The sequence below is a fragment of the Paenibacillus antri genome, from assembly GCF_005765165.1.
Lineage (GTDB): Bacteria > Bacillota > Bacilli > Paenibacillales > YIM-B00363 > Paenibacillus_AE > Paenibacillus_AE antri.
The window spans coordinates 1-21,491 of the sequence record NZ_VCIW01000026.1 but is presented as its reverse complement, the minus strand read 5'-3'; the positions used below and the strand labels follow the sequence as shown (position 1 = coordinate 21,491).

At 62.0% G+C, this 21,491-nt stretch carries 15 protein-coding genes; 11 read left to right on the top strand and 4 right to left on the bottom strand.

Annotated elements, in window-relative coordinates:
- Positions 1 to 80: 80 nt before the first annotated feature.
- The 4 genes from FE782_RS27790 to FE782_RS27775 all read left to right on the top strand — a co-directional run bounded on the left by FE782_RS27790 (position 81) and on the right by FE782_RS27775 (position 9,179).
- Complete coding sequence (locus FE782_RS27790; RefSeq protein ID WP_138197618.1) at positions 81 to 4,964, top strand: Ig-like domain-containing protein; 4,884 nt, start codon at positions 81 to 83, stop codon at positions 4,962 to 4,964.
- A 747-nt stretch (positions 4,965 to 5,711) separates the two neighbouring features.
- A complete protein-coding gene (locus FE782_RS27785; RefSeq protein ID WP_238392688.1) occupies positions 5,712 to 6,665 on the top strand; it encodes an ABC transporter permease in 954 nt (317 codons plus the stop codon).
- A gap of 22 nt (positions 6,666 to 6,687) precedes the next feature.
- The gene (locus tag FE782_RS27780) at positions 6,688 to 7,584 is read left to right on the top strand and encodes a carbohydrate ABC transporter permease (protein WP_138197616.1); all 897 of its coding nucleotides are present in this window, start codon (positions 6,688 to 6,690) and stop codon (positions 7,582 to 7,584) included.
- Between the two features lie 92 nt (positions 7,585 to 7,676).
- Positions 7,677 to 9,179, top strand: coding sequence for an ABC transporter substrate-binding protein (locus FE782_RS27775; protein ID WP_138197615.1), 1,503 nt, complete (start codon positions 7,677 to 7,679; stop codon positions 9,177 to 9,179).
- Between the two features lie 48 nt (positions 9,180 to 9,227).
- Here FE782_RS27775 and FE782_RS27770 read toward each other — a convergent pair whose 3' ends face one another.
- A complete protein-coding gene (locus FE782_RS27770) occupies positions 9,228 to 9,890 on the bottom strand; it encodes an NAD(P)H-dependent oxidoreductase (RefSeq protein ID WP_138197614.1) in 663 nt (220 codons plus the stop codon).
- A 146-nt stretch (positions 9,891 to 10,036) separates the two neighbouring features.
- Between FE782_RS27770 and FE782_RS27765 the strand changes: the two genes are divergently transcribed.
- Together FE782_RS27765 and FE782_RS27760 are read left to right on the top strand one after the other, a co-directional pair.
- Positions 10,037 to 11,440: an MATE family efflux transporter gene (locus FE782_RS27765; RefSeq protein WP_138197613.1), complete on the top strand. Its 1,404-nt coding sequence runs from the start codon at positions 10,037 to 10,039 to the stop codon at positions 11,438 to 11,440.
- 857 nt (positions 11,441 to 12,297) lie between these two features.
- Complete coding sequence (locus FE782_RS27760; protein ID WP_138197612.1) at positions 12,298 to 14,499, top strand: methyl-accepting chemotaxis protein; 2,202 nt, start codon at positions 12,298 to 12,300, stop codon at positions 14,497 to 14,499.
- Between the two features lie 311 nt (positions 14,500 to 14,810).
- Here FE782_RS27760 and FE782_RS27755 read toward each other — a convergent pair whose 3' ends face one another.
- Positions 14,811 to 15,845: a phosphotransferase gene (locus tag FE782_RS27755; RefSeq protein ID WP_158299590.1), complete on the bottom strand. Its 1,035-nt coding sequence runs from the start codon at positions 15,843 to 15,845 to the stop codon at positions 14,811 to 14,813.
- Positions 15,842 to 16,168: an antibiotic biosynthesis monooxygenase family protein gene (locus tag FE782_RS27750; protein ID WP_138197610.1), complete on the bottom strand. Its 327-nt coding sequence runs from the start codon at positions 16,166 to 16,168 to the stop codon at positions 15,842 to 15,844. The genes FE782_RS27755 and FE782_RS27750 overlap by 4 nt, the downstream gene beginning before the upstream one ends.
- Before the next feature lie 125 nt (positions 16,169 to 16,293).
- Here FE782_RS27750 and FE782_RS27745 point away from each other — a divergent pair, with 125 nt between their 5' ends.
- From FE782_RS27745 to FE782_RS27730, 4 genes are all read left to right on the top strand, one after another.
- On the top strand, positions 16,294 to 17,286 hold the full coding sequence (locus FE782_RS27745) for a helix-turn-helix transcriptional regulator (RefSeq protein WP_138197609.1): 993 nt from the start codon (positions 16,294 to 16,296) through the stop codon (positions 17,284 to 17,286).
- Between the two features lie 60 nt (positions 17,287 to 17,346).
- Positions 17,347 to 17,730: a VOC family protein gene (locus FE782_RS27740; RefSeq protein WP_138197608.1), complete on the top strand. Its 384-nt coding sequence runs from the start codon at positions 17,347 to 17,349 to the stop codon at positions 17,728 to 17,730.
- Positions 17,731 to 17,735: 5 nt separating this feature from the next.
- Positions 17,736 to 18,275: a DinB family protein gene (locus FE782_RS27735; protein ID WP_138197607.1), complete on the top strand. Its 540-nt coding sequence runs from the start codon at positions 17,736 to 17,738 to the stop codon at positions 18,273 to 18,275.
- Positions 18,276 to 18,408: 133 nt separating this feature from the next.
- Positions 18,409 to 19,746, top strand: coding sequence for an ATP-binding protein (locus FE782_RS27730; protein ID WP_138197606.1), 1,338 nt, complete (start codon positions 18,409 to 18,411; stop codon positions 19,744 to 19,746).
- Between the two features lie 3 nt (positions 19,747 to 19,749).
- Here FE782_RS27730 and FE782_RS27725 read toward each other — a convergent pair whose 3' ends face one another.
- On the bottom strand, positions 19,750 to 20,022 hold the full coding sequence (locus FE782_RS27725) for a YkgJ family cysteine cluster protein (protein ID WP_138197605.1): 273 nt from the start codon (positions 20,020 to 20,022) through the stop codon (positions 19,750 to 19,752).
- Positions 20,023 to 20,161: 139 nt separating this feature from the next.
- Here FE782_RS27725 and hisJ point away from each other — a divergent pair, with 139 nt between their 5' ends.
- Complete coding sequence (gene hisJ, locus FE782_RS27720) at positions 20,162 to 20,986, top strand: histidinol-phosphatase HisJ (protein WP_138197604.1); 825 nt, start codon at positions 20,162 to 20,164, stop codon at positions 20,984 to 20,986.
- The last annotated feature ends 505 nt before the right edge of the window (positions 20,987 to 21,491 follow it).

Genomic DNA, 21,491 nt, shown 5'->3' with positions numbered 1-21,491 from the left:
TCATTCCCTCGGGAAGTTCCGTAGACCACAATGAAGCTGCGGTCGAACGACCGACGCTACGGATCGAGAGGGTGAAGTTGATGTTCAGAAGAAGTTTATTGGCAGGACTTGTCGTCTGCATGCTCGCCGCGATGTGGCCGCCGGCGAGCGCGCAGGCGGAAGAGGGCGGGGCGACGATTTACGTGTCCCCGGATGGAAGCGATTCCAACTCGGGCGCGGAAAACGATCCGCTTCGGACGCTCGAGGGCGCGAGGGACGCGATCCGCGCGCTCAAGAGCGACGGCGGGCTGCCTGCGGGCGGCGTCACGGTGTTATTAAGGGAAGGGACGTACGAACGGCTCGATACGTTCGAACTGACGGCGGAAGATTCCGGAACCGCGGAGGCGCCGATCGTCTATCGCTCCTACCCGGGAGAGACCGTCCGGTTGTCGGGCGGGGCGGCGCTGAGCCGCGACAGCTTCGTGCCGGTCGACGATTCCGAAGTACTGCGCCGCATCGTCGACGAAGGGGCGAGGGGCCGCGTGCTGCAGGTCGACCTTCGGTCGCTCGGGATCGAGGATTACGGCGAGATGAGCCGGCACGGATATTGGAAGGCGAACGACGTCAGTCTCGTTCCTCCGATGGAGCTGTACGTCGGCGGGCAGGGGATGACGCTTGCGCGCTGGCCGAACGACGCCACGGTGCAGATGGGGGACATCTTGGATCCGGGGCCGACGGTGAACGATCCGGATCTGCAAGAGCGCGGCGGGACGTTCCGGTATGCGTACGACCGCCCGAAATATTGGACGGAAGCCGAGGATATTTGGCTGGACGGCATTTTCGGATATAGCTGGGAATGGTCGTACAACAAGGTCGCGTCGATCGATACCGCGAACAAGACGATCACGCTGCAGTACGGAGAAATGTCCGGGCTGCTCAAGAACTGGTATCCGGACTTCCACTTCGCGCAAAACTTGCTCGAGGAAATCGACGCGCCGGGCGAATATTACATCGATCGGAACGCAGGCATCCTGTATTTCCTTCCGAACGCGGCGTTCGCGAGCGGCCATGGCGAGGTCGTCGTGACGATGCTGAAGAAGCCGATGATTCGTACCGTGAACGCCTCGTACATCCGGTTCGAAGCGCTGGCGCTCGAGTACGGTCGGGACACGGCCGCGGTCATCCTCGGCGGCGAGAACGTCGTGATCGCGAATAGCGACATCAGCAATTTCACGAACGGGGGCGTGCTGATCAATTCGCCGGGAAGATATGTGTACGACGGCGTGGAAGGCGATCTGTTCGGACGCGAGCATGCGGTCGTGTCGACGCATCTGCACCACATCGGCGGCACGGCGGTCACGCTGAACGGCGGCGACCGAACGACGCTCGAGCCCGGAAACAATCGGGTGGAAAACTCGCATATTCACGATTTCGCGTATTACCATAAGGCGTACAACCCAGGCGTGTTGTTTTTCGGAGTGGGCCATCGGGCGTCCGGCAACGAAATTCACGACGCGCCGCATCCGGGCATTATCGTGTACGGCAACGATCATGTGATCGAATATAACGAAATCTACGACATCTGCAAAGACTTCCAGGACCTGGGCGCGATCTATATGAACGCCGGTATGGTGCCGCACGAGCGCGGCAACGTGGTGTATCGCAACTACTTCCACCATATCGGCGAGGATAAACACGGCGTCGAGGGTGTGTACCCCGACAATATGACGATGGGGATGCGGATCGAGGAAAACATCTTCTACCGCATGGGCAACGACGCGATCAAGAGCGGTACCGGTTCTTATATTACCGCAACGAACAATATGTTCATCGACACGTATGTGCCTTACGACAACTACGAGATGTTCATGAGCCGGGAGCCGGGCAACCGCGTCGATCGGGATTATATGCCGGCATGGCAGGCGCTGTTCGAGCAATATAACGACTTCGTCGGCACGCCGTACCTCGAGAAATATCCCGAGCTCGCTACGTTCTTCGAGGAGGATCGGTACTTCCCGACGACGAATCGATTCGCGAACAACGTCATATACAATCCGACGCTGGCTCGATCCGCGCAGACGAACGAGCACGGCGCAAGGGACATCCATAATCTTCTGCAGTACGAAAACAATTGGGTCGCAAGCGCCGACCCGGGCTTCGTCGACGCGGCGGCGGGCGACTTCCGGCTCGTCGAGGGAGCGGAGGTGTTCGAGCGGGTGCCGGGCTTCCGGGAAATTCCGTTCGAGCAGATCGGAACGCAGGGCAAGGTCGGTATCCCTCATGCCCCGGACGCGATCGGCGTCGCCGGCGTATATCTCGGCGAGGAGCTCGTCGTCGAGGTAGGGAAGACGGCGGCCGCGGGGGCCGAAGTCGTGCCGTGGAACGCGACGAACCGCTCCGTTCGGTATACGGTGGACGATCCTACCGTGGCCGAGGTGGACGCGGACGGGAACGTGACGGGCGTATCGCCGGGCGTAACCGTACTGACGGCGGCGTCGGCCGAGGATCCGTCGATCGCGGATACCGCCGTCGTGACCGTGATCGAAGGCGACGGGGTGTTATCTTTCACGGACTTCGAATCCGGAGGGGGCGGCTGGCTCGTCGACGCGAACCATAGCATCGAGGAGGACGAGACAGGAAATCATTGGTACCGGATCGTAGACGGGGCGAACTCGCAAACCTCCAAGCTGTTCTCGAATTACGCGCTCGAATACAAGCTGAGGACGCCGGAGACGTTCGAGCCGGGCGCTTCCTTCCTGATGTATGAACGAAACGGGGCAAACGGCAGCGGCTACGTGCAGTATAAGGACACGGCGGACGGCTCCGTCTGGACGCTCTTCGATTCGCAGTGGCGCACGTTGAAGGCGGTATCTTCGTCCGAGAAGGATTTGCTGCCCGGCTCGGTCCACGACGTCAAGATGATCGTACGCGGCGCGGACGTCAGCGTGTTCGTGGACGGGCGGCTTCGGCTGCAGGGCGAACACCCGAGTCATAGTCAATCCGGAAAAGTAGGCTTCTACGTCGAAGGCTTTACGCATTTGCAGTTCGACGACATTCGCATTTCGTTGCCGACGCAGAACGTAGAGGCGGTCGTCGTCGAGCCCGACGTCGTCCGCTTGCCGGAAGGCGGCCAGACGCTGCTGCGGGCGAGCGTACTCCCCGAGAACGCTTCGAACCGCGCCGTGACATGGACGACGAGCGACGCCGATGTAGCTAGCGTGGACGAGGACGGCTTCGTGACGGCCGTCGGCCGGGGCGAGGCGGTCGTCACCGCGCGGTCGGCGGCGAATCCGGACGTCTTCGCGACGGCGACGGTGGTCGTGTCAGACGTTCTGCACGTTACCGATTTCGAAAACGGCGGAGGCGGCTGGCTCGTCGACGCCAACCATGATATCGTCGCGGACGGGGACGGCAATCGATGGTACCGGATCGCGAACGGCGCGAACGCTAAATCGCCGATCGAGCTGTCCGACTACGTGCTGACGTATCGGCTGAAGACGCCCGATTCGATTCCGGACGGCGCTCGGCTCGTCATGTACGAGCGGGACGGCGCGAACGGCAGCGGGTACGTGATCTATAAAAATACGGCGGAGGGCTCGTCGTGGTCGATCGCCGACGCGGAGTGGCGAACGTTGGCGGAGGCCGCGCTCGCCGGCGACGACCTCGCGCCGGGGACGACGTACGAGGTCAAGCTCGTCGGGAACGGGTCGAACATTCGTCTGTACGTGAACGGGGAGCTGCGTCTCGAAGGCGAGCATCCTGCGCACAGCGCTGCAGGGAAGGTCGGGTTTTACGTGGAAGGCTTCCCCGACTTGCAGTTCGACGATATCGCGTTCTCGATCGTGCGCGTTTCGGTGACGGGGATCGAGCTCGATCGGTCCGCGGTGACGATGGAGGAGGGCGAGAGCGCCAAGCTGACGGCGACCGTCGCGCCGCATGACGCGACGACGAAGCGCGTGGGGTGGAGCAGCAGCGACCCGGGCGTCGTCTCCGTCGCGGACGACGGCACGTTGAAGGCGCATGGGGCCGGAACGGCGACCGTTACGGTCGTCTCGAAGGAAAACGCGGATATTCGCGCGGAAGCGGTCGTCACGGTCGTCGAACCGTCCTACCCGTGGGTGCGCTTGGACGATGCGCTGAACGACGGGGAGCATTGGACGGTGTCGGATGCGGTGTACGCCGCGGACGGGACCGTGACGATGACCGGCAACGGCGTCTACGGCTATGGCGGAGCGGCGTTCGGCAGCGAGCTGCTCCGATTCAAAGCCGACTTCGATGCGTTCGACGGCGGTTGGTACGGGTTCGCGGTGAGGTCCGACCGCGTCGGCGATCCGACATGGGTGAACGGGAACAAGGGGTACCTCATCGTCATTAAGGAGCAGCAGATCGAGCTGCAAAGCTGGAAGCCGGGACAGACGATGATTTCGATCATCCCGAACGAGCATGTTTTCGCCGGCGCGGAGCATGACATCGAAATCGGGGCGGTCGCGACCGACTCGGGCGTTCGCTACTTGTTCCGGGTGGACGGCGATACGGTGTTTAATTTCCTGGATACTGACGCCGCCAACCCGATCGGGTCGACGGGATATTTGAACGTATACCATTACGCCGGGGCGAATAACGCCATCGTGTTGAAGCCTACCCGAACGATCGCGTCGATTCGCACCGATGCGGAGCGATACGAGCTCGCCGAAGGCGAGTCGAAGCCGGCGGCCGTCGAGGTCGTCTATTCGGACGGAACGGTCGAACCGGCGACGGCGGCGGACGGCGTCGTCTTCGCGACGGAGCATCCGGACGTCGCCGCGGTGGACGCTGCGGGCGTCTTGACGGGCGTATCCCGCGGCGAAACCCGACTGTTCGTCTCGTACCGCGGGGCGACGGCGGAGGCGGCGGTCATCGTCGAGAAAGGGAAGGGCAAGCCGGATAAGCCAGAGAAGCCGGATAAGCCCGGCAAGCCGGAAAAGCCCGGGAAACCTGACCGCTGACCTTACGACCGAACGACCTAGCAAAAATGGAGCCGATTCCGGAAGCGCGAAGCTGCCGGAGTCGGCTTCTTTCCATCTATGCGTCAGCAACGGTAAAGAAAATTACCCGTTCACCGCTCGACAGCACATTTTCTTTACGGTTCAAAGCAAACCGGAGCGGCGACTTTTGTATGTGCAAACGGCGGGGGCCGCGGTGCACCAAGTGCACCGCGATGGTGCAAAAATTGCACCTCCGTGGTGCAGAAAGTGCTGCACGGCGGTGCAGTCGGCAGGCAAAGCGTGCACGGCAGGGGGCCACGGCGGATCAAGTGCACCGCGATGGTGCAAAATTGCACCGCCGTGGTGCAGAAAGTGCTGCACGGCGGTGCAGTCGGCAGGCAAAGCGTGCACGGCAGGGGGCCGTGGCGCACCAAGTGCATCGCGATGGTGCAAAAATTGCACCGCCGTGGTGCAGAAAGTGCTGCACGGCGGTGCAGTCGGCAGTCAAAGCGTGCGCGCGGGGGGGCCGCGGCGCACCATGTGCACCGCGATGGTGCAAAAATTGCACCGCCGTGGTGCAGAAAGTGCTGCACGGCGGTGCAGTTGGCAGGCAAAGCGTGCGCGGCGGGGCAGCAACAGCCGATTTTCGTCACGATCCGCTCGTTTCGATATCGAAACTCGCATTTTGTACCGTTTTTAAGATGTCCTTCGAACCCGCGTCATGCCATGATGAATGGCAGAACCGAGAACGAAGGAGAGAAGAACGCTTTGAACATCGCCAATGAAGCCGTACCGGAACGGAAAGCCGCCAAGAAGCGAGCCCCCCGGATTCGCAAAGGGGATCGGGAGTTAAGCCTGCTCGCGCTTCCTTCCGTCCTTTACATTTTCGTATTCAGTTACTTAACCATGTTCGGCGTCGCGATCGCATTCAAGAACTATCGGTACGACATGGGGATCTTGGGCAGCGAGTGGGTCGGGTTCGCCAATTTCAAATTTTTCTTCATATCGGAGAAAGCGTTCATCGTCACGCGAAACACGGTGCTGTACAGCCTCTGGTTTTGGGTCGTGACCACCTTGTGCGCGCTGCTCGTCGCGATTCTGCTGAACGAGGTGTCGCGAAGATGGAGCAAATATTACCAAACCGTCATGTTCTTGCCGACGTTCGTCTCTTGGGTCGTCGTCATGTTTCTGACGCAGATGTTCCTGCACCATGACTTCGGCTTCGTGAATCGGGCGCTGCAGGACCTCGGACTGGAACGCGTGCGATGGTACTTGGAGCTGTCCCATTGGCCGGCGATCTTGACCCTCGCGCATCTATGGAAGTCGATCGGCTTCTCGGCGCTCGTGTACTACGCGGGAATCGTCGCGATCGACCCGTCGTACTACGAGGCCGCGCGCATCGACGGAGCGACGCGGTTCCAAATGGCGCGGAAAATTACGCTCCCGATGCTGACGCCGCTCATCGTCATTCTCATGATTATGGCGATCGGCAGCATGTTCCGGGGCGACTTCGGCCTGCATTTCTTCGTCCCGAACAATTCGCCGCTGCTGTTCAACGTCACCGACATTATCGACACGTTCGTGTACCGCGCGCTCGCCGTCAGCGGCGATGTGGCGATGGCCGCGGCAGTAGGCTTGTATCAATCCGTCGTCGGGTTCGTGCTCGTCGTCGCCGCCAACTATACGATTCGGAAAATCAGCGAAGAAAATTCGCTATGGTAATCAAGGAGGGAACGCTAACGCTATGGAAGTATACGCCGCCAAACTTGGCAGGGGCGGGCAGATCGTCGTCAACGGCTTCTTCCTGCTGTTGTCCGCCTGCATCGTCGCGCCGTTCGTCTTGATCGTGTCCGTCTCCTTGACGACGGAAGAAAAGCTGTACGAATTGGGCTACTCGTTCTTCCCGAGAGGGTTCAGCACGCTCGCGTACGAATATTTGTTTCAATCGCCCGGCGTCATCCTACGCGCTTACGGCAACACGGTCTTCGTGACGCTCGTCGGCACGCTGCTCGGACTGCTGCTCACCGCGTTGATCGGATATGTCATCTCGCGCAGGGATTACCGCTTCCGCTCCCCGCTCACCGTGTTCGTGTTCATTCCGATGATGTTTTCCGGCGGGCTAGTCCCGTTCTATATTTTGATGACGCAATATTTGCACTTGAAAGATTCCCTCTGGGCGATCGTCTTGCCCGGTCTGCTGTCGCCGTTCTATGTACTCATTATGAAAGGGTTCATGGGGAAAATCCCGTACGAGCTCGTCGAATCGGCGAAGATGGACGGAGCGGGAGAATGGCGCATTTTCTTCCGTCTCGTCGTACCGCTGTCCACGCCCGCGCTCGCCACGCTCGGCTTGTTCATGGCGTTCAATTATTGGAACGAATGGTTCAACGCGCTGCTGTTCATCAACGACGATACGAAGGTCCCGCTGCAATTGCTGCTGGTCCGCATTATGAATACGCTTGATTTTCTGCGCAACAACAGCGAGTATATTCAAAGTCTCGGCATCAATATGAGCCAGTTCCCGAACGAATCCGTCCGCATGGCGCTCGTCGTGCTCGTGGCCGGACCGATGATGTTCGTCTTCCCTTTCTTCCAGAAATATTTCGTGCAAGGCCTTACGGTCGGTTCGCTTAAGGGGTAACCGCGCTCGACCGGCAGGGAGGGAAGGGAGGGACGCGCGAACGCAAGCTTCCACGGTCGGGTCGTTATTGATAATTCATACAGGAGGGGTTCATGTTGAAAAGGAAATTTTCGATTCTATGGTCTATCGTCGCTTGTACGGCGCTGCTCACCGCTTGCAGCGGAGGAGGAACGCCGCCGGCGGACAACGCCGGGGAAGGAACGGCGCCCGTCGCCGAAACCGAGGAGGAGGGCCTGGCGCCGGTCGAACTGATTTGGTACTACGGGATTTCCCAAGTGCCGCCGGATCAACAGCTGATCGAAGACGAAGTGAACAAGATCGTGAAAGAAAGAATCAACGCGACGGTGAAGCTGCAGCCGATCGACTTCGGCAGCTACACGACGAAGCTGAACACGGCCTCCGCCGCGGGAGAGAAATTCGATCTCGTCTGGACGGCCAACTGGGCGTTCAACTACGACGAGAACGTCAAGAAGGGCGCCTTCCTGGCGCTGAACGAGCTGCTGGATACGTACGCGCCGAAGACGAAGGAAGCGATTCCGTCCTTCACGTGGGACGCGACGAAATATCAGGGCGAAATTTATGCGGTGCCGAACTATCAGACGGTAACCTCGCGGTACGGCATCAGCCTGTTGAAGTCGCTGGTGGACAAGTACGGCTTCGACACGGCTTCCGTGAAGACGTTGGCGGACCTGGAACCTTTTCTGAAGCAAGTCAAGGACAACGAACCGGGCATGATCCCGCTCATGCTGACCGGTCCGGGAACGAAGTTCGAGCCGTTCATGTACGGGTACGACGACAGCGGCGTCAAGCTCGACGACAAGACGTTCAAGACGAATCTCCTCGAAAGCACGCCGGAGTATAAGCAGCACCTCGAGCTCATTCGCGATTGGTTCGAGAAGGGGTACATCAACGAGGACGCATCCACGGTGAAGCAGATCGATTCCTTGTACAACGGGAAATACGCGGCGTCGCTCGAATCCGCCATGAAGCCGGGGTACGAGGCCGAGAAGAAGCTGAACAACGGGGGATACGACGTCGTCGGCATTCCGCTGACCGTGGCTACGACGCGCCGCACGTCGAACATTACGACGATGACGGCGATCAGCCGCACGTCCGAAAACCCCGAGCGGGCGATGATGCTGATCGAGCTCGTGAACAACGACCCCGAGCTTTACAACCTGTTAAGCTTCGGAATGGAAGGCAAGCATTATACGAAGCTGGACGACAAGACCGTCAAGGTCGACCCGAACGGCGGGTACACGGCGCAAAACTGGGTGTTCGGCAATGTGTTCAACGGGTATCTGGTGGAAGGGCAGGCGGCGAATACGTGGGAAGAGACGAAGAAGCTGAACGAGAGCGCCTATGTGCAGCCGACGTTCGGATTCCAGCTCGACGATTCGGCCGTGAAAGCGGAATACGCCAACATCGCCGCGGTCAAGGCGGAATACGAGCCGCTGCTGATGACCGGCACGGTCGATCCGGCTAAATATTTGCCGGAGTATTTGGAGAAATTGAAGAACGCCGGCGCCGACAAGGTTATCGCGGAGCTCCAGAAGCAGTTGGACGCTTGGGCGGCGGAAAACGGGAAAAAGTAGAAAGCGAAGGGTCGCCGGAATACGGCGACCCTTGCTCATTTTCATCGATCAAAACACCCACTGCACGACTTCCTCGACGCACCGCCTCGTCTTCTCGCGAGGCTCCCGGACCCGATAGCCGAAGGCGACCATGCAGCTGAGCCCGAATTCGTTGCCGGTCAGCATGCCGGCGTCGCGGAGGAGCGCCTCGACGTTCGCCTTCCGGAAGCCTTCGATCGGGCACGAATCGATGCCGATCATCGCCGCGGCCGTCATCATGTTGCCGAGCGCGATGTACGTCTGGCGGCTTGCCCATTCGAACATGGCGCGTTCATTGTCGAGCAGCTCGAAATCTTCCTCGAGGAATGTGCGGTACCGCGCGCGGATGCCGACGAGCGCCTCCGCCGGCACCTTGCGAACGTCGTTCATAATATGCGCGATATACTCGGATTCCGGCAGGAAGCTGTCTTTCGTTCGCGAGAGCAGCAGCACGAGATGGCTGGCTGTCGGGATGCTCTTTTGCCCGCCCCATGCGACGGGGAGCAGCTTTTCGCGCAGCTCGGCGTTCTGCAGGACGACGAACTTCCACGGCTCGAAGCCGAAGGAGCTCGGGGACAGGCGGCCGGTCTCCAGAATATAGGCGAAGTCCTCGTCGGACACGCGGCGCTCCGGATCGAATTCCTTGCAGGCGTGACGGAACCGGAACGCGTCCAATACGTCTTGTTTGTTCATTTTGATCTCTTCCTCCATCCGATAAGGGTACATTTTCCATTATAGCGGTTCTGGATGCCATTTTCCGATGCATGAATTTCGGCGGGTTTTATGATAGGATACGGTCGTTACATATATAGAAAACGGGTAGGAGAGTCGATGACATCATGACGGGAACGGCGGAGGCTCCGGCGGGGAGACCGGGGCGGTCGAAGGACCTGAACTTATTTTGGCTGACATGGCCGATCTTTCTTGAAATTTCGTTGTTCATGATGATGGGGAGCGCGGATACGCTCATGCTGAGCGCCGTGTCCGACGACGCGGTGTCGGCGGTCGGCGTGGCGAATCAGTTCGTCTTTATCGCGATTCTCATTATGGAGGTCGTCGCGAACGGAGCGGCGATCGTCGTCGCGCAATATCTCGGCGCCCGTAGGCCGGAGGAGGCCGCGAAGATCGCCGGCCTTGCGATTACGCTCAATCTAGGGCTTGGGCTCGCGGTCAGCGCGGCGTTCCTCGGGTTCGGCGATTCGCTGCTGCGGGCGGCGAATTTGCACGGCGCCGTGCTCGCGGACGCGCAGACGTATCTCGGCATCGTCGGCGGATGGCTCGTGCTGCAGGCGCTCATCAATACGATGGCGGGGCTCGTCCGCACGTACGGCTTCACGCGGGAGTCGATGTTCGTCACGCTCGGCATGAATGTGCTGCACGTCGCCTTGAACTACGCCCTCATCTTCGGGCATTGGGGCGCCCCGGAGCTCGGCGTGGCCGGCGCGGCGATCTCGACGGTCATCAGCCGCGGCGCGGCCGTGCTCGTGTTTTTCTGGCTGCTGTACCGGGTCATGGAGGTGCGGATTCGCCTCCGCGACTACGTCACGATGTCGAAAGCGTATCTCTCGAGCATCCTGAAGCTCGGCGTGCCGTCCGGCTTGGAGCAGGTGACGTATCACGCCTGCCAGTCGGTCTTCCTGTACTACGTGACGTTCCTCGGCGCGGCGGAGCTGGCGTCCCGGCAGTACGCGACGAACATTACGGCGTACATCTTCCTATTTTGCGCGGCGCTCGGCATGGGCACGGCGATCGTCGTCGGTCGGCTCGTCGGGGCGGGGCGCCAGGAGGACGCTTACGGACGCGTGTGGCGGAGCTTGAAGTGGGGCTTGGCCGTGACGATGCTCGTGTGCGCGGTCGTCGTGGCGTTCCGCGGATCGATCGCGGGGCTGTTCACGGACGACGCCGCGATCGTCGCCCTCGTCTCGCAAGTCATCCTCGTCAGCCTGCTCCTCGAGCCGGGGCGCTGCTTCAATCTGATCCTGATCAATGCGCTGCGGGCGGCGGGGGACGCGAAAATCACGGTATACATGGGCTTCGTGTCGATGGTCGGCATCAGCCTGCCGCTCGGTTACTACTTGACGTTCGAGGCGGGCTTGGGACTCGTCGGCGTGTTCCTCGCGATCGCGGCGGACGAATGGATCCGCGGCATCGCGATGTGGTTCCGCTGGCGCAGCCGGGCGTGGGAAGGCAAGGCGCTGGTCGCGCCGCCCGTCCCGGAGGCGGGGCAAGCCGCGACGGTCTGACGCGTCTCGGCGTGTGACCCGAAACGGGTCAGGAGCGCGAGCGAGGTGCCGCGTGGTGACCCGGAACGGGTCAGGGGAGCGGCGCGGCAAGGCGTGTGACCCGAAGCGGGTCAGGGCAGCGTCACGGCAAGGCGTGTGACCCGAAACGGGTCAGGAGCGCGAGCGGGGTGCCGCGTGGTGACCCGGAACGGGTCAGGGGAGCGGCGAGGTGCCGCGTGGTGACCCGTTTCGGGTCAGGGCTACGTCGCGGCACGGCGCGTGACCCGAAGCGGGTCAGGAGCGCGAGAGTGGTGCCGCGTGGTGACCCGAAACGGGTCAGGGCAGCGGCGAGGCACGGCGTGTGACCCGAAGCGGGTCAGGAGCGCGAGCGAGGCGCCGCGTGGTGACCCGGAACGGGTCAGGGCAGCGGCGAGGCGCGGCGTGTGACCCGAAGCGGGTCAGGAGCGCGAGCGTGGTGCCGCGTGGTGACCCGGAACGGGTCAGGGCAGCGGCGAGGCACGGCGTGCAACCCGAAACGGGTCAGGAGCGCGAGCGAGGTGCCGCGTGGTGACCCGGAACGGGTCAGGGGAGCGTCGAGGCGCGGCGCGTGACCCGAAACGGGTCAGGAGCGCGAGCGAGGTGCCGCGTGGTGACCCGGAACGGGTCAAAGCCGCGAGCGCGCGATACACGATACGAGCGTACAAAGGATCGCGGGCGGAGAGCCTGGCGGTCCTTTTTGTTTTCGTCCATGAAAATTATTATGACACAAACCTGACATAAGGATTGAACTCCAATAGGATTTATATAATTATGGTAATAGATCGAAAGTCATAGAGAGAGAAAATCGGATCGGACTTCGGCAAGGAGGGGAATCGGACATGTTTGATTGGCTGGGCTTTAAGACGGGGTTGCCGCTGTGGTGGTCGTACCGATTGAACCGGCATCTGAAGCGCGACGTGGAGGAAATCTTCGAGGGCATCGCCCAAACGCGCATGCAGCTGCTGAAGACGTGGGTCGAGGAGTATTGGTCGCATCTGGACAAGCTGCAGGACGCTCTGCGGACGGACGGCCGATCCGTTGCGTCGGCGTTCGCCGGCGGCGGGGACGCGGAGCGGCCGTTCGCGGCGGCGCGCAAGCGGGCGCCGGACTTCTCGGAGCTGTTCCTGCTCGACGCGTCGGGTGTGGTGAAGGCTTCTACGTACGCCGCGCACGTCGGAACCGTCTATCGCGACGACTCGGCGATCGGCCTCGGTCTCGGGCAAGCGAAGGCCGGCCGCAAATGCTTGTTCGGTCCCTACACGGACCCGCTGACGCTGCAGATCGGTCCCAGCACGTCGTCCTTCCATGACGAAGTCACGCTGTTATACATATCTCCGCTCGTCGAGAATGGAGTCTACCTCGGCGCGCTGTGCGGACGGGTGCCGAACGACGTGCTCGGCGACCTCATCCAACGCGAATCCGGGCACGTCTATCCGGATTCGGGGGATAATTACATTTTCATGGCCAAGCCGGTGTTGAATCAGCATATCGCGCCCGGCACGGCGCTGTCCCGCAGCCGCTTCGAGGATCTGACGTTCACGCACGGCGATAATCTGAAGGACGGCGTCCGCACGGACTACGGCATCGTCAGCGTCAAGCGCCATACGGAGCTGGAGCTGCGCTTCACGGATCCGGCGACGAACGAGCTGCATCCCGGGGTGGCGAACACGATCGCGAAGGGCCACAACCTGATGGTGGAATTCCCGGCGTATTCCGATTACCGGCATATCCCCGTCATCGGCAAAGGGGTGACGTTCCAGCTGCCGCATTGTCCCGACGTCTGGGGCATGATGTGCGAGGGCGATCTCGAAGAGGTGTATCGCATCCGGGGATTGAGCTGGAACGTGAAGCGGATGCAGCTTTGGTTCGTTTTCGGACTGATGCTATTAAATTACGGGTTGTTCTGGCTGCTGCGATTCGTCCCGTGGCTGCCCGGCGAGCTGTACGCGGCGGCGAACCTGCTCTACGGCTGGATCGGCCTGTCGGCCGTGAAGCGGAAGGGCACCGATCCGGCGATCGCGCATCTGCGCAAGATCAACCGGTTCATCCGGATGAACGCCGAAGGGGGAGGCGACCTGACGCAGCGGCTGAACATCGGCGAATTCGCGAACGACGAGATGAAGGAGCTCGCGAAGTGGCTCAACAACATGATCGACTCGCTCGAGGGCATTATGATTCGCGTGAAGCGGGCGGCGGGCGAGGTGAAGGAGAGCCAGGTGCGGTTAGACGAGTCGACCGTTTCGTCGGAGCGTTCGACGCTCCGCGTGAGCGAGAAGATCGACGCGATGATCCAGGGCATTCGGCTGCAGCTGAAGGATCTCGACATGGCGAAGGACGTGTCGCGCCACATGAGCGGCACGCTGCGGGAGCTCGAGGAGAAGGCGTCCGAGCAAATCGCGGTGGCGCACAGCGAGGTGGAGCGCATCGGAGACAAGATGTTGAGCATCCAGCATAAGGTGGAGGAGTCGAACCGGACGATTCGTTCGTTCCTCGGTACGACGGAGGAGATCGGAGCGCTGCTGCAGACGATCGAGGAAATTTCGGCGCAGACGAATCTGCTCGCGCTGAACGCCTCCATCGAGGCGGCCCGCGTCGGCGAGCACGGCCGCGGCTTCGCGGTCGTCGCGGGGGAGATTCGCAAGCTGGCGGATTTGACCAAGCAGTCGACCGTGAAAATTAACGAGACGCTGCAGCAGATCGGGCGGAAGGCGAAGGAAGCGAACGAGTCGATGGAGGAAGGGACGCGGGTCGTCATCGAAGGCGCGACGATGGTCGCGACCGCCTCGGAGCTGCTCGGCAGCGCGAACGCGAACGACTCGCTGAAGACGCAGGTGGTGGACGAGGTGGTCGAGCTGATGGAGAAAATTTCGGCCGTCAGCATCGAGAATCGGAAAATTTCCACCGAGGTCGAGCGCACCGTGCAAGATTTGAAGTTGGATATGACGCATGTGCGCGGCACGTCGGAGAGCGTCGATTCGATTACGCGGTCGCTGCTGAGCGTCGTGGAGCAGTTCAAGCTGACGGAGCAGCGGGGACGATAATTGATTGTGGGGAAAAGGAAGCCGCCGGGGCGCATTCGCACCGGCGGCTTCGTCGCGCACTGGGGCCTGTCGGCCCCGTGGAGGCGGAATAGTCGGAGTTCCTCCGACTACAGCGGTTCGCGGGCGCCGTGGAGGCGGAATAGTCGGAGGAACTCCGACTACAGCGGTTCGCGGGCGCCGCGGAGGCGGAATAGTCGGAGGAACTCCGACTACAGCGGTTCGCGGTCGCCGCGGGGGCGGAATAGTCGGAGGAACTCCGACTACAGCGGTTCGCGGGCGCCGCGGAGGCGGAACAGTCGGAGGAACTCCGACTACTCCGCCGCCAGCCCTGCGAAAATGTCGCGCAGCGGCGCCTCGAGCCGGCGGAGTCGCTCCAGCGCGCGGGCCGAGCCGGCGGCGACGCGGCGCAGCGGCTCGGGGCCTTCGATACGATCGCGCCAGCGGCCGAGGAAGTGCAGCACGACGTCGATCCGCCGCAGCCGCAGCAGCAGCGGAAGCGCGTCCGCTTCCTCGGGCGACAGCCGAGCGGCGGACGCGTAGCCGGCCGCGAAGGCGGACATGCGCCCGAGGACGTCCTCGTCGCTCTCCGCGTCCGACAGGTCGGACAAGCAGACCGCCGGCTCCATCGCCCGCAGGTCGACCGTGACGAACTCGAAGTCGAGCAAGGCGGCGATGTCGTCGCCGCCCGGGACGGCGAGCGCGTTCGACGCGTTCAGATCGCCGTGCACGAGCTGATGCGGCAGCGCGCGCAAGGCAGGGAGCGCTAAGCGCGCGTCGGCGAGCTCCCGGCCGACGACGCGAAGCTCGCCGGCCAAGTCGGCGAACGCGTCGGGCGGCGCCTCGAAGAAGCGGGCGGCGTCCGCCGGCGCGATGCTCGGATGCGCGGCGTCGAGCTCGTAATACGGCCGGTACGCCGGAGCCGCCGCGACGCGGACGTTCGCCAGCGCGCCGCTCAAGGCGCCGGCCGCGCGGCCGAACGCGCGTAGGGCGGCCGGCCGGTCGAGCGAAGGGCGCTCGCCCTCGATGTAGCCGAACAGGGCGGCGAGTCGGCCGTCGGCCAGGCGAACGACCGTCCCGTCGCCGTCGTCCGGCGTCCGTTCCGGGCGAGGCACGGCGAACGGGAGCGTCGACGACTCGTTCAGCGCCAGCAGCACGGCGTGTTCGTACAGCACCTTGTCGACGTCTTGGTGCGTCTCGTATATGCGCAGCACATAGCGGCGTCCGTCCAGCTCCGCGAACCGCGTCATGTTGTTCATGCCGCTCGCGCCCGACCGGACGAATGGCGCCGCCCCGGGGAAAAATCGCGCCAGCGCCTCGGAAACCGCGCGTTCCGTCTCCCCGCTCATTCGGCGCCCGCCGGGCCTTTCGTCGCATGCACGGCGTACACCGCGCTCTTCGAGCTGACGACGAACGGCGGTTTCCCCCGCTCGCGCTCGCGTCGATGCCCTTCGAGATGCGGCTCGCTGACCTCCCATGCCTTCCAATGGGCCTCCGACGACCACCGAATCATCACGATTACTTCCTGTTCGCCCTTCGACGGACGTTTCGCCATGACGGACAAATCGAGGAACCCTTCGGCCTTCTCTACCTCCGCAGGTGCCGTAAAGCGCGCGGCGACTTGTTCGGCGAATCCTTCCTGCACGACGATCGTTAACATTTCGATATACATAAGCGCCTCCGCACGATGAGATGATGAAAGCTGTCCTCATTTTATTGATAATCATTCTCAATGTCAAACCGTTTTCATAGAGTATGATATATTGGTTGGAAAAGGGAACCGGAAGGAGCCAGACCGTGTCGAAGGCGGACAAAATGTTATCGATTCTATGGCAGCTTCGCGCGCGGCAGCGCGTGACGGCGAAGCAGCTGGCGGAGTCGCTCGAAATCCATGTGAGATCGGTCTATCGGTATATCGACGCGTTGTGCGCGAGCGGCGTGCCGATCGTCGCCGAGGCGGGGCCGAACGGCGGGTACACGCTGCTGCCGACGTTCCGCGAGTCGCCGCTGTTCTTCGACCTCGAGGAGCAGAAGGCGCTCGTGCACGCGGCCGCATTCGCGAGGGAGAACGGATATCCGTTCGGGGAGGCGCTGGATAAGGCCATCGGCAAGCTGAAGCGATATGCGAACGAAGAGCAGCAGGAAACGCTCGCGCGGCATGCGGCGGGGCTCGACGTCATCGCAGGCGCCGGCGGAGAGGACGTCGTCGAGACGTTGCAGCGAATCGAGGCGGCCGTCGCCGACTCGCGGACGATTCGGATCGTATACGTCAAGGGGTACGCCGGCCCGGCGGAAACGCGCGACATCGATCCGTACGGCTTGGTCGTCTGGCGGAGCCGATGGTACGTCGTCGGGTATTGCCGGCTGCGGCAAGCGGTTCGGAGCTTCCGCACCGACCGCATCCTGTCATGCGAGACGACGGAGGACGGGTTCGTTCGTCCGGCGGACTTTTCCGCAAGGGAATTCTTCATGAAGTTTCTGCTGCCGGAGGGGGGCGGGCCCGAAGACGAGTCGTTCGTGACGATCCGGCTGCGCGGGACGGCTCGCGCGATCGACGACGTGTGCTTGCACTGGCTGTTCTCGCAGTCGCTCTCGGAACGGACGGAGCAGGAAGCCGTCTTCCGGATGGATGCTCTATGGGTCCGGAACTACGTTCCTTACACGCTGATCGCGTACGGAACGTCGATCTCGGTGCTGGAGCCGCTCTCGCTCGTGGAAGGCGTGTTTTCGGTATTGGATCGGCTGCGCCCCCACTACGAAAAAATGCGCGACGACCTCGCCGGTCGCTGACCGAAACTGTCAGTGATCCTCCGGTATGATGGAGGAAATACGACAGGAGGCAATACAACGATGCAACTGAAGCAATTTCGATTGTTGACGGAGGATTTCACCCGGAGCGCAGCATTCTACAAGGAGATCATGCAGTTCCCGGTCGTATGGCTCGAGGAAGGGGAAGGCTACGCGTTGTTCGACACGGGGGACGTCAGACTCGAGCTCGCCAGCCGGGCGGCGATGGCGGACGCAGTAGGAGCGGACAATGTGCCGGCGGGCGGAGCGCTGCTCAATATCGAGGTCGCCGACGCGGACGCGGCGTATGCGCTGCTCATCGAACGAGGGCTCGAGCCGCTGCGGGCGCCGGCGGACCGTCCGACGTGGGGGGCGCGCGTCGCGTATTTCCGCGATCCGGACGGCAACTTGATCGAACTGTTTACCAAATTAGGCGAAGGAGCGTGAACGAGATGACGACGAATCGAACGGAAAATGAAGCGGTACAGCGACTTCTCGAGCTGTACGAATACCACCCATGGGCGAACGAGCGGCTGTTCCGCCATCTGGAGACGCTGCCGGCAGACGTCTGGACGCGGCATGCGGACAGCGGGTATCCGTCGGCGCGGGCGACGCTCGCGCATATGTACGCCATGGATCGAACGTGGCGGCACGCGATCGCGCAGGATTTGGCGTTCGAGGAGATCGCGGCGCGCATTCCGACGTGGGACGCCGAAGCCGGCGGGGCTGCCCCTCGGGAGATGGAGGCGTTGTTCGCGGCGGCGGCCGAAGACTTTCGCTCGATGCTGCGCGGCCTCGGGGAGCCGTCGGTAATGCGGGAATTACAGCATCCGTATCTCGGCACGCTGCGTGCCACCGCCTTCGAGTTGGTGACGCATGTCGTCAACCACGGCACGTATCACCGGGGCAATGCGACCGCGATGCTGCGCCAGATGGGCTTCGCGGGTCCCTCTACGGATTATATCTACTATTTGTTCAGCTTGAATCGATAGACTTGAATGGAAAAACCGAGGCGCAACGCGCTTCGGTTTTATTTTTCTTTATATTTATGTATAGGAAAGCGAATTCCCATTTGATATACTTGGTGGAAAGCAAAGGGAAAATTTGGTTGGCAGGGGGCTTCCAATGTACGAACCGTTGCAGCCGTTGTTGTTGAATTCGTTCTTTCTGATCGCCCCTCTGTTTTTCATTCAGCAGATCGATGACCGTCCCTTGGTCAAGTATAAGAACGCGATCGCTTTTCTGTCCTCCGTCTGCATCGTTATGGCCTGCATGTCCTACCCGATTCGCATCTCCCCCGATTTTCTCATTGATTTGCGCTGGGTTCCGCTGCTGCTGACCCACATGTACGCCGGATATGTCGTCAGCATCCCGTTGGCCGCGGCGACGTTGGCGTACCGGCTGTTCGGGATCGGCGGCGACGGCGCGTTCATGGCGTTCGTCGTTTTATCGGTGTTTCTGCTCCCGCCGAAGCTGTTCGCGCGCGCGCGCTGGAGCGTGCTGCGGAAGGCGATGGCGGGGGGAGCCTTTTCCGCGGGATATGGGTTGTGCTGCGCTGTTGTGCTGTACGGGACCGGATCCTATTACACGGTAAAGTCGGAGTGGGTCGTGCCGCTGTTCTTGATTCAGCTGCTCGTCACGGCGACGATGACCGCCCTGATCGAGAATTGGATTCGGAAGGACGCGGAGAAGCGGGAGCAGCGACGGATCTTGACCGAGAAGCTCGACCAATACGACATTGTCAGCCAACTCGCGGCGAGCGTCTCGCACGAGGTGCGCAATCCGCTGACCGTCACGAGAGGATTTCTGCAGCTGCTGCGATCGGGCGTGCCCACCGAACGCGAGCGGCAGCATTATATTTCGCTTGCGCTCGACGAGCTCGACCGCGCGCAGGACATGATTACGGATTATTTATCGTTCGCGAAGCAAGATCCGTCGAACGACCACAAGACCGACTTCGACGTCGGCGCGGAGCTGGAGCATATTACGAACGTGATTCGGCCGTACGCGCTTATTCACTCCGTTCTCGTCGAGACGCGGCTGGCTTCGGCTTGCCGCGTGCATGGGCATCCGGGGAAGTTCCGCCAATGCGTTATTAACCTGTGCAAGAACGCGATCGAAGCCATGCCCCAAGGCGGCGCCTTGCGCGTCTCGATGGAGCGGGACGATCGTTCGAACGAGCTGCTGCTGACGATACAGGACGAAGGCGTCGGGATGGACGGGCGGCAGCTGGAGCGGATCGGCACCGCTTACGCGACGACGAAGGAGAAGGGGACCGGGCTCGGCTTGTCGGTCGCCTGTCGGGCCGTCGAGGAGATGGGCGGGCGCATTCGGTTCCGCAGCGCCGTCGGAGAAGGAACGACCGTCTTCTTGCACTTGCCGCTGCATGGGGAACGAGCGCGGAAGGAAGAGGCGAGAGCGCCGGCCGTCGTCTTGGAAGCGGCCGCCGGCGCGGAACGGTAATCGTTACGCTTTAGGTTTGCGGGAGGGGGACGTCGCGCGTTCGAGCTCGGCGAGGAAGGAGAACGCTTCCTCGTTGGTCGATCCGCACATGTCTTCCGACGCCTGGAGGCCGCCGCACACGGCGGGACGCTCGGGCTTCCCGAACAGAGCGCAGCGTCGATCCGCGGTCAGCTGCACGCAAGGGACGCCTGCGGGCTTACCGAGGGGCATGCCCGGAATCGGGGAAGAGATCGAGACGACGATACAGCAAGCTGCGCAGCCGATGCGGCATTCCATGGCGCGTGGCCCCTTTCGTTTTCGAAAATCGTTGCGTTGTACCATGATACCATATGCGCCGCGCGTCTTGTGCCGGAAGTTGATTATCGACTATGCTGTACGAAGAAGATTTTGCATTGGATTTCGGAGGGAACCGGGAATGATCAAGTGGGACGGACATACGCATTCGCAGTTTTGCAAACACGGCAGCGCCGAGCCGCTGCGGGACTACGCGGCTCGCGCCGCCGCGCTCGGCTTCGAGCGATATACGGTGACCGAGCATCCGCCGCTGCCGGACCGGTGGATCGACGACCCGGTCTTGACGGCGGAGCTGGCGATGGATCGGTCGGAGCTTCCCGCCTACCTCGCCGAGGCGTCCGCGGTGAAGCGGGAGTTCGAAGGGCGGCTGGACGTGGCGGTCGGCCTCGAGATGGATTACTTGTTCGAGAGCGAGTCGTTCACGGAAGACGTGTTGGCGGAGGCGGCGGAGGCGCTCGAGGACGTCATCGTATCGGTGCATTATTTGCCGGGGCGGGGCGGCATGCGGTGCATCGATTATAAGCCGGAAGACTTCCAAGCGAACCTGCTGTCATATTACGGTACGATGGAGAAGGTGGTCGACGCTTATTACGACCATATCGAGCTGGCCGTCGCCGGCGCGGCGGGGTGGCGTTGGCGCAAGCGGCTCGGCCATGTGAACTTGATCGAGAAGTTTCGGACGGCGTTGCCGCCGATCGACGACGCGCACATTCGCGCGCGGCTCGAGCGGCTGCTGCCGCGGCTGGCCGCGTGCGGCGTCGGCATCGACGTGAACACGGCGGGCTTCCGCAAGCCGACGTGCGGCAAGGCGTACGTGCCGGAATGGTTTATGGCGGAGTGCGCGGCCCGGGGCGTCGAGCTCGTATTCGGCTCGGACGCGCATCGGCCGGACGAGGTCGGCAGCGGATGGGATTGGTACGCCGCGGCGATGCGGAGCTTCGGATAAGGAAACGGGACAGGGCGACGGTGGGGGCCTTGTCCCGCTTTTTTTTTGCGGTCGGTTGCGCGGCCGGCGGGATAAGCGCGGATACGCGCTTAGAGTAGGCGTCCAGCGCCCGACCCGGCGAAATAAGCGCGAATTCGCGCTTAGTGTAGGCGTCCAGCGCCTGATCCGGCGATCTAAGCGCGGATACGCGCTTAGAGTAGGCGTCCAGCGCCTGATCCGGCGAAATAAGCGCGAATTCGCGCTTAGAGTGGGGGTCCACCGCCCGACCCGGCGATATAAGCGCGAATTCGCGCTTAGAGTAGGCGTCCAGCGCCTGATCCGGCGATATAAGCGCGAATTCGCGCTTAGAGAGGGCGTCCACCGCCCGACCCGGCGAAATAAGCGCGAATTCGCGCTTAGAGTAGGCGTCCTGCAATTAGACTAGAAGGTGGACACGCCGTAAGTGAAGACCTGTTACAATAAAAACAATTAATCAGGTCGAGGTGTGCCATGGGAGAAATCCGAC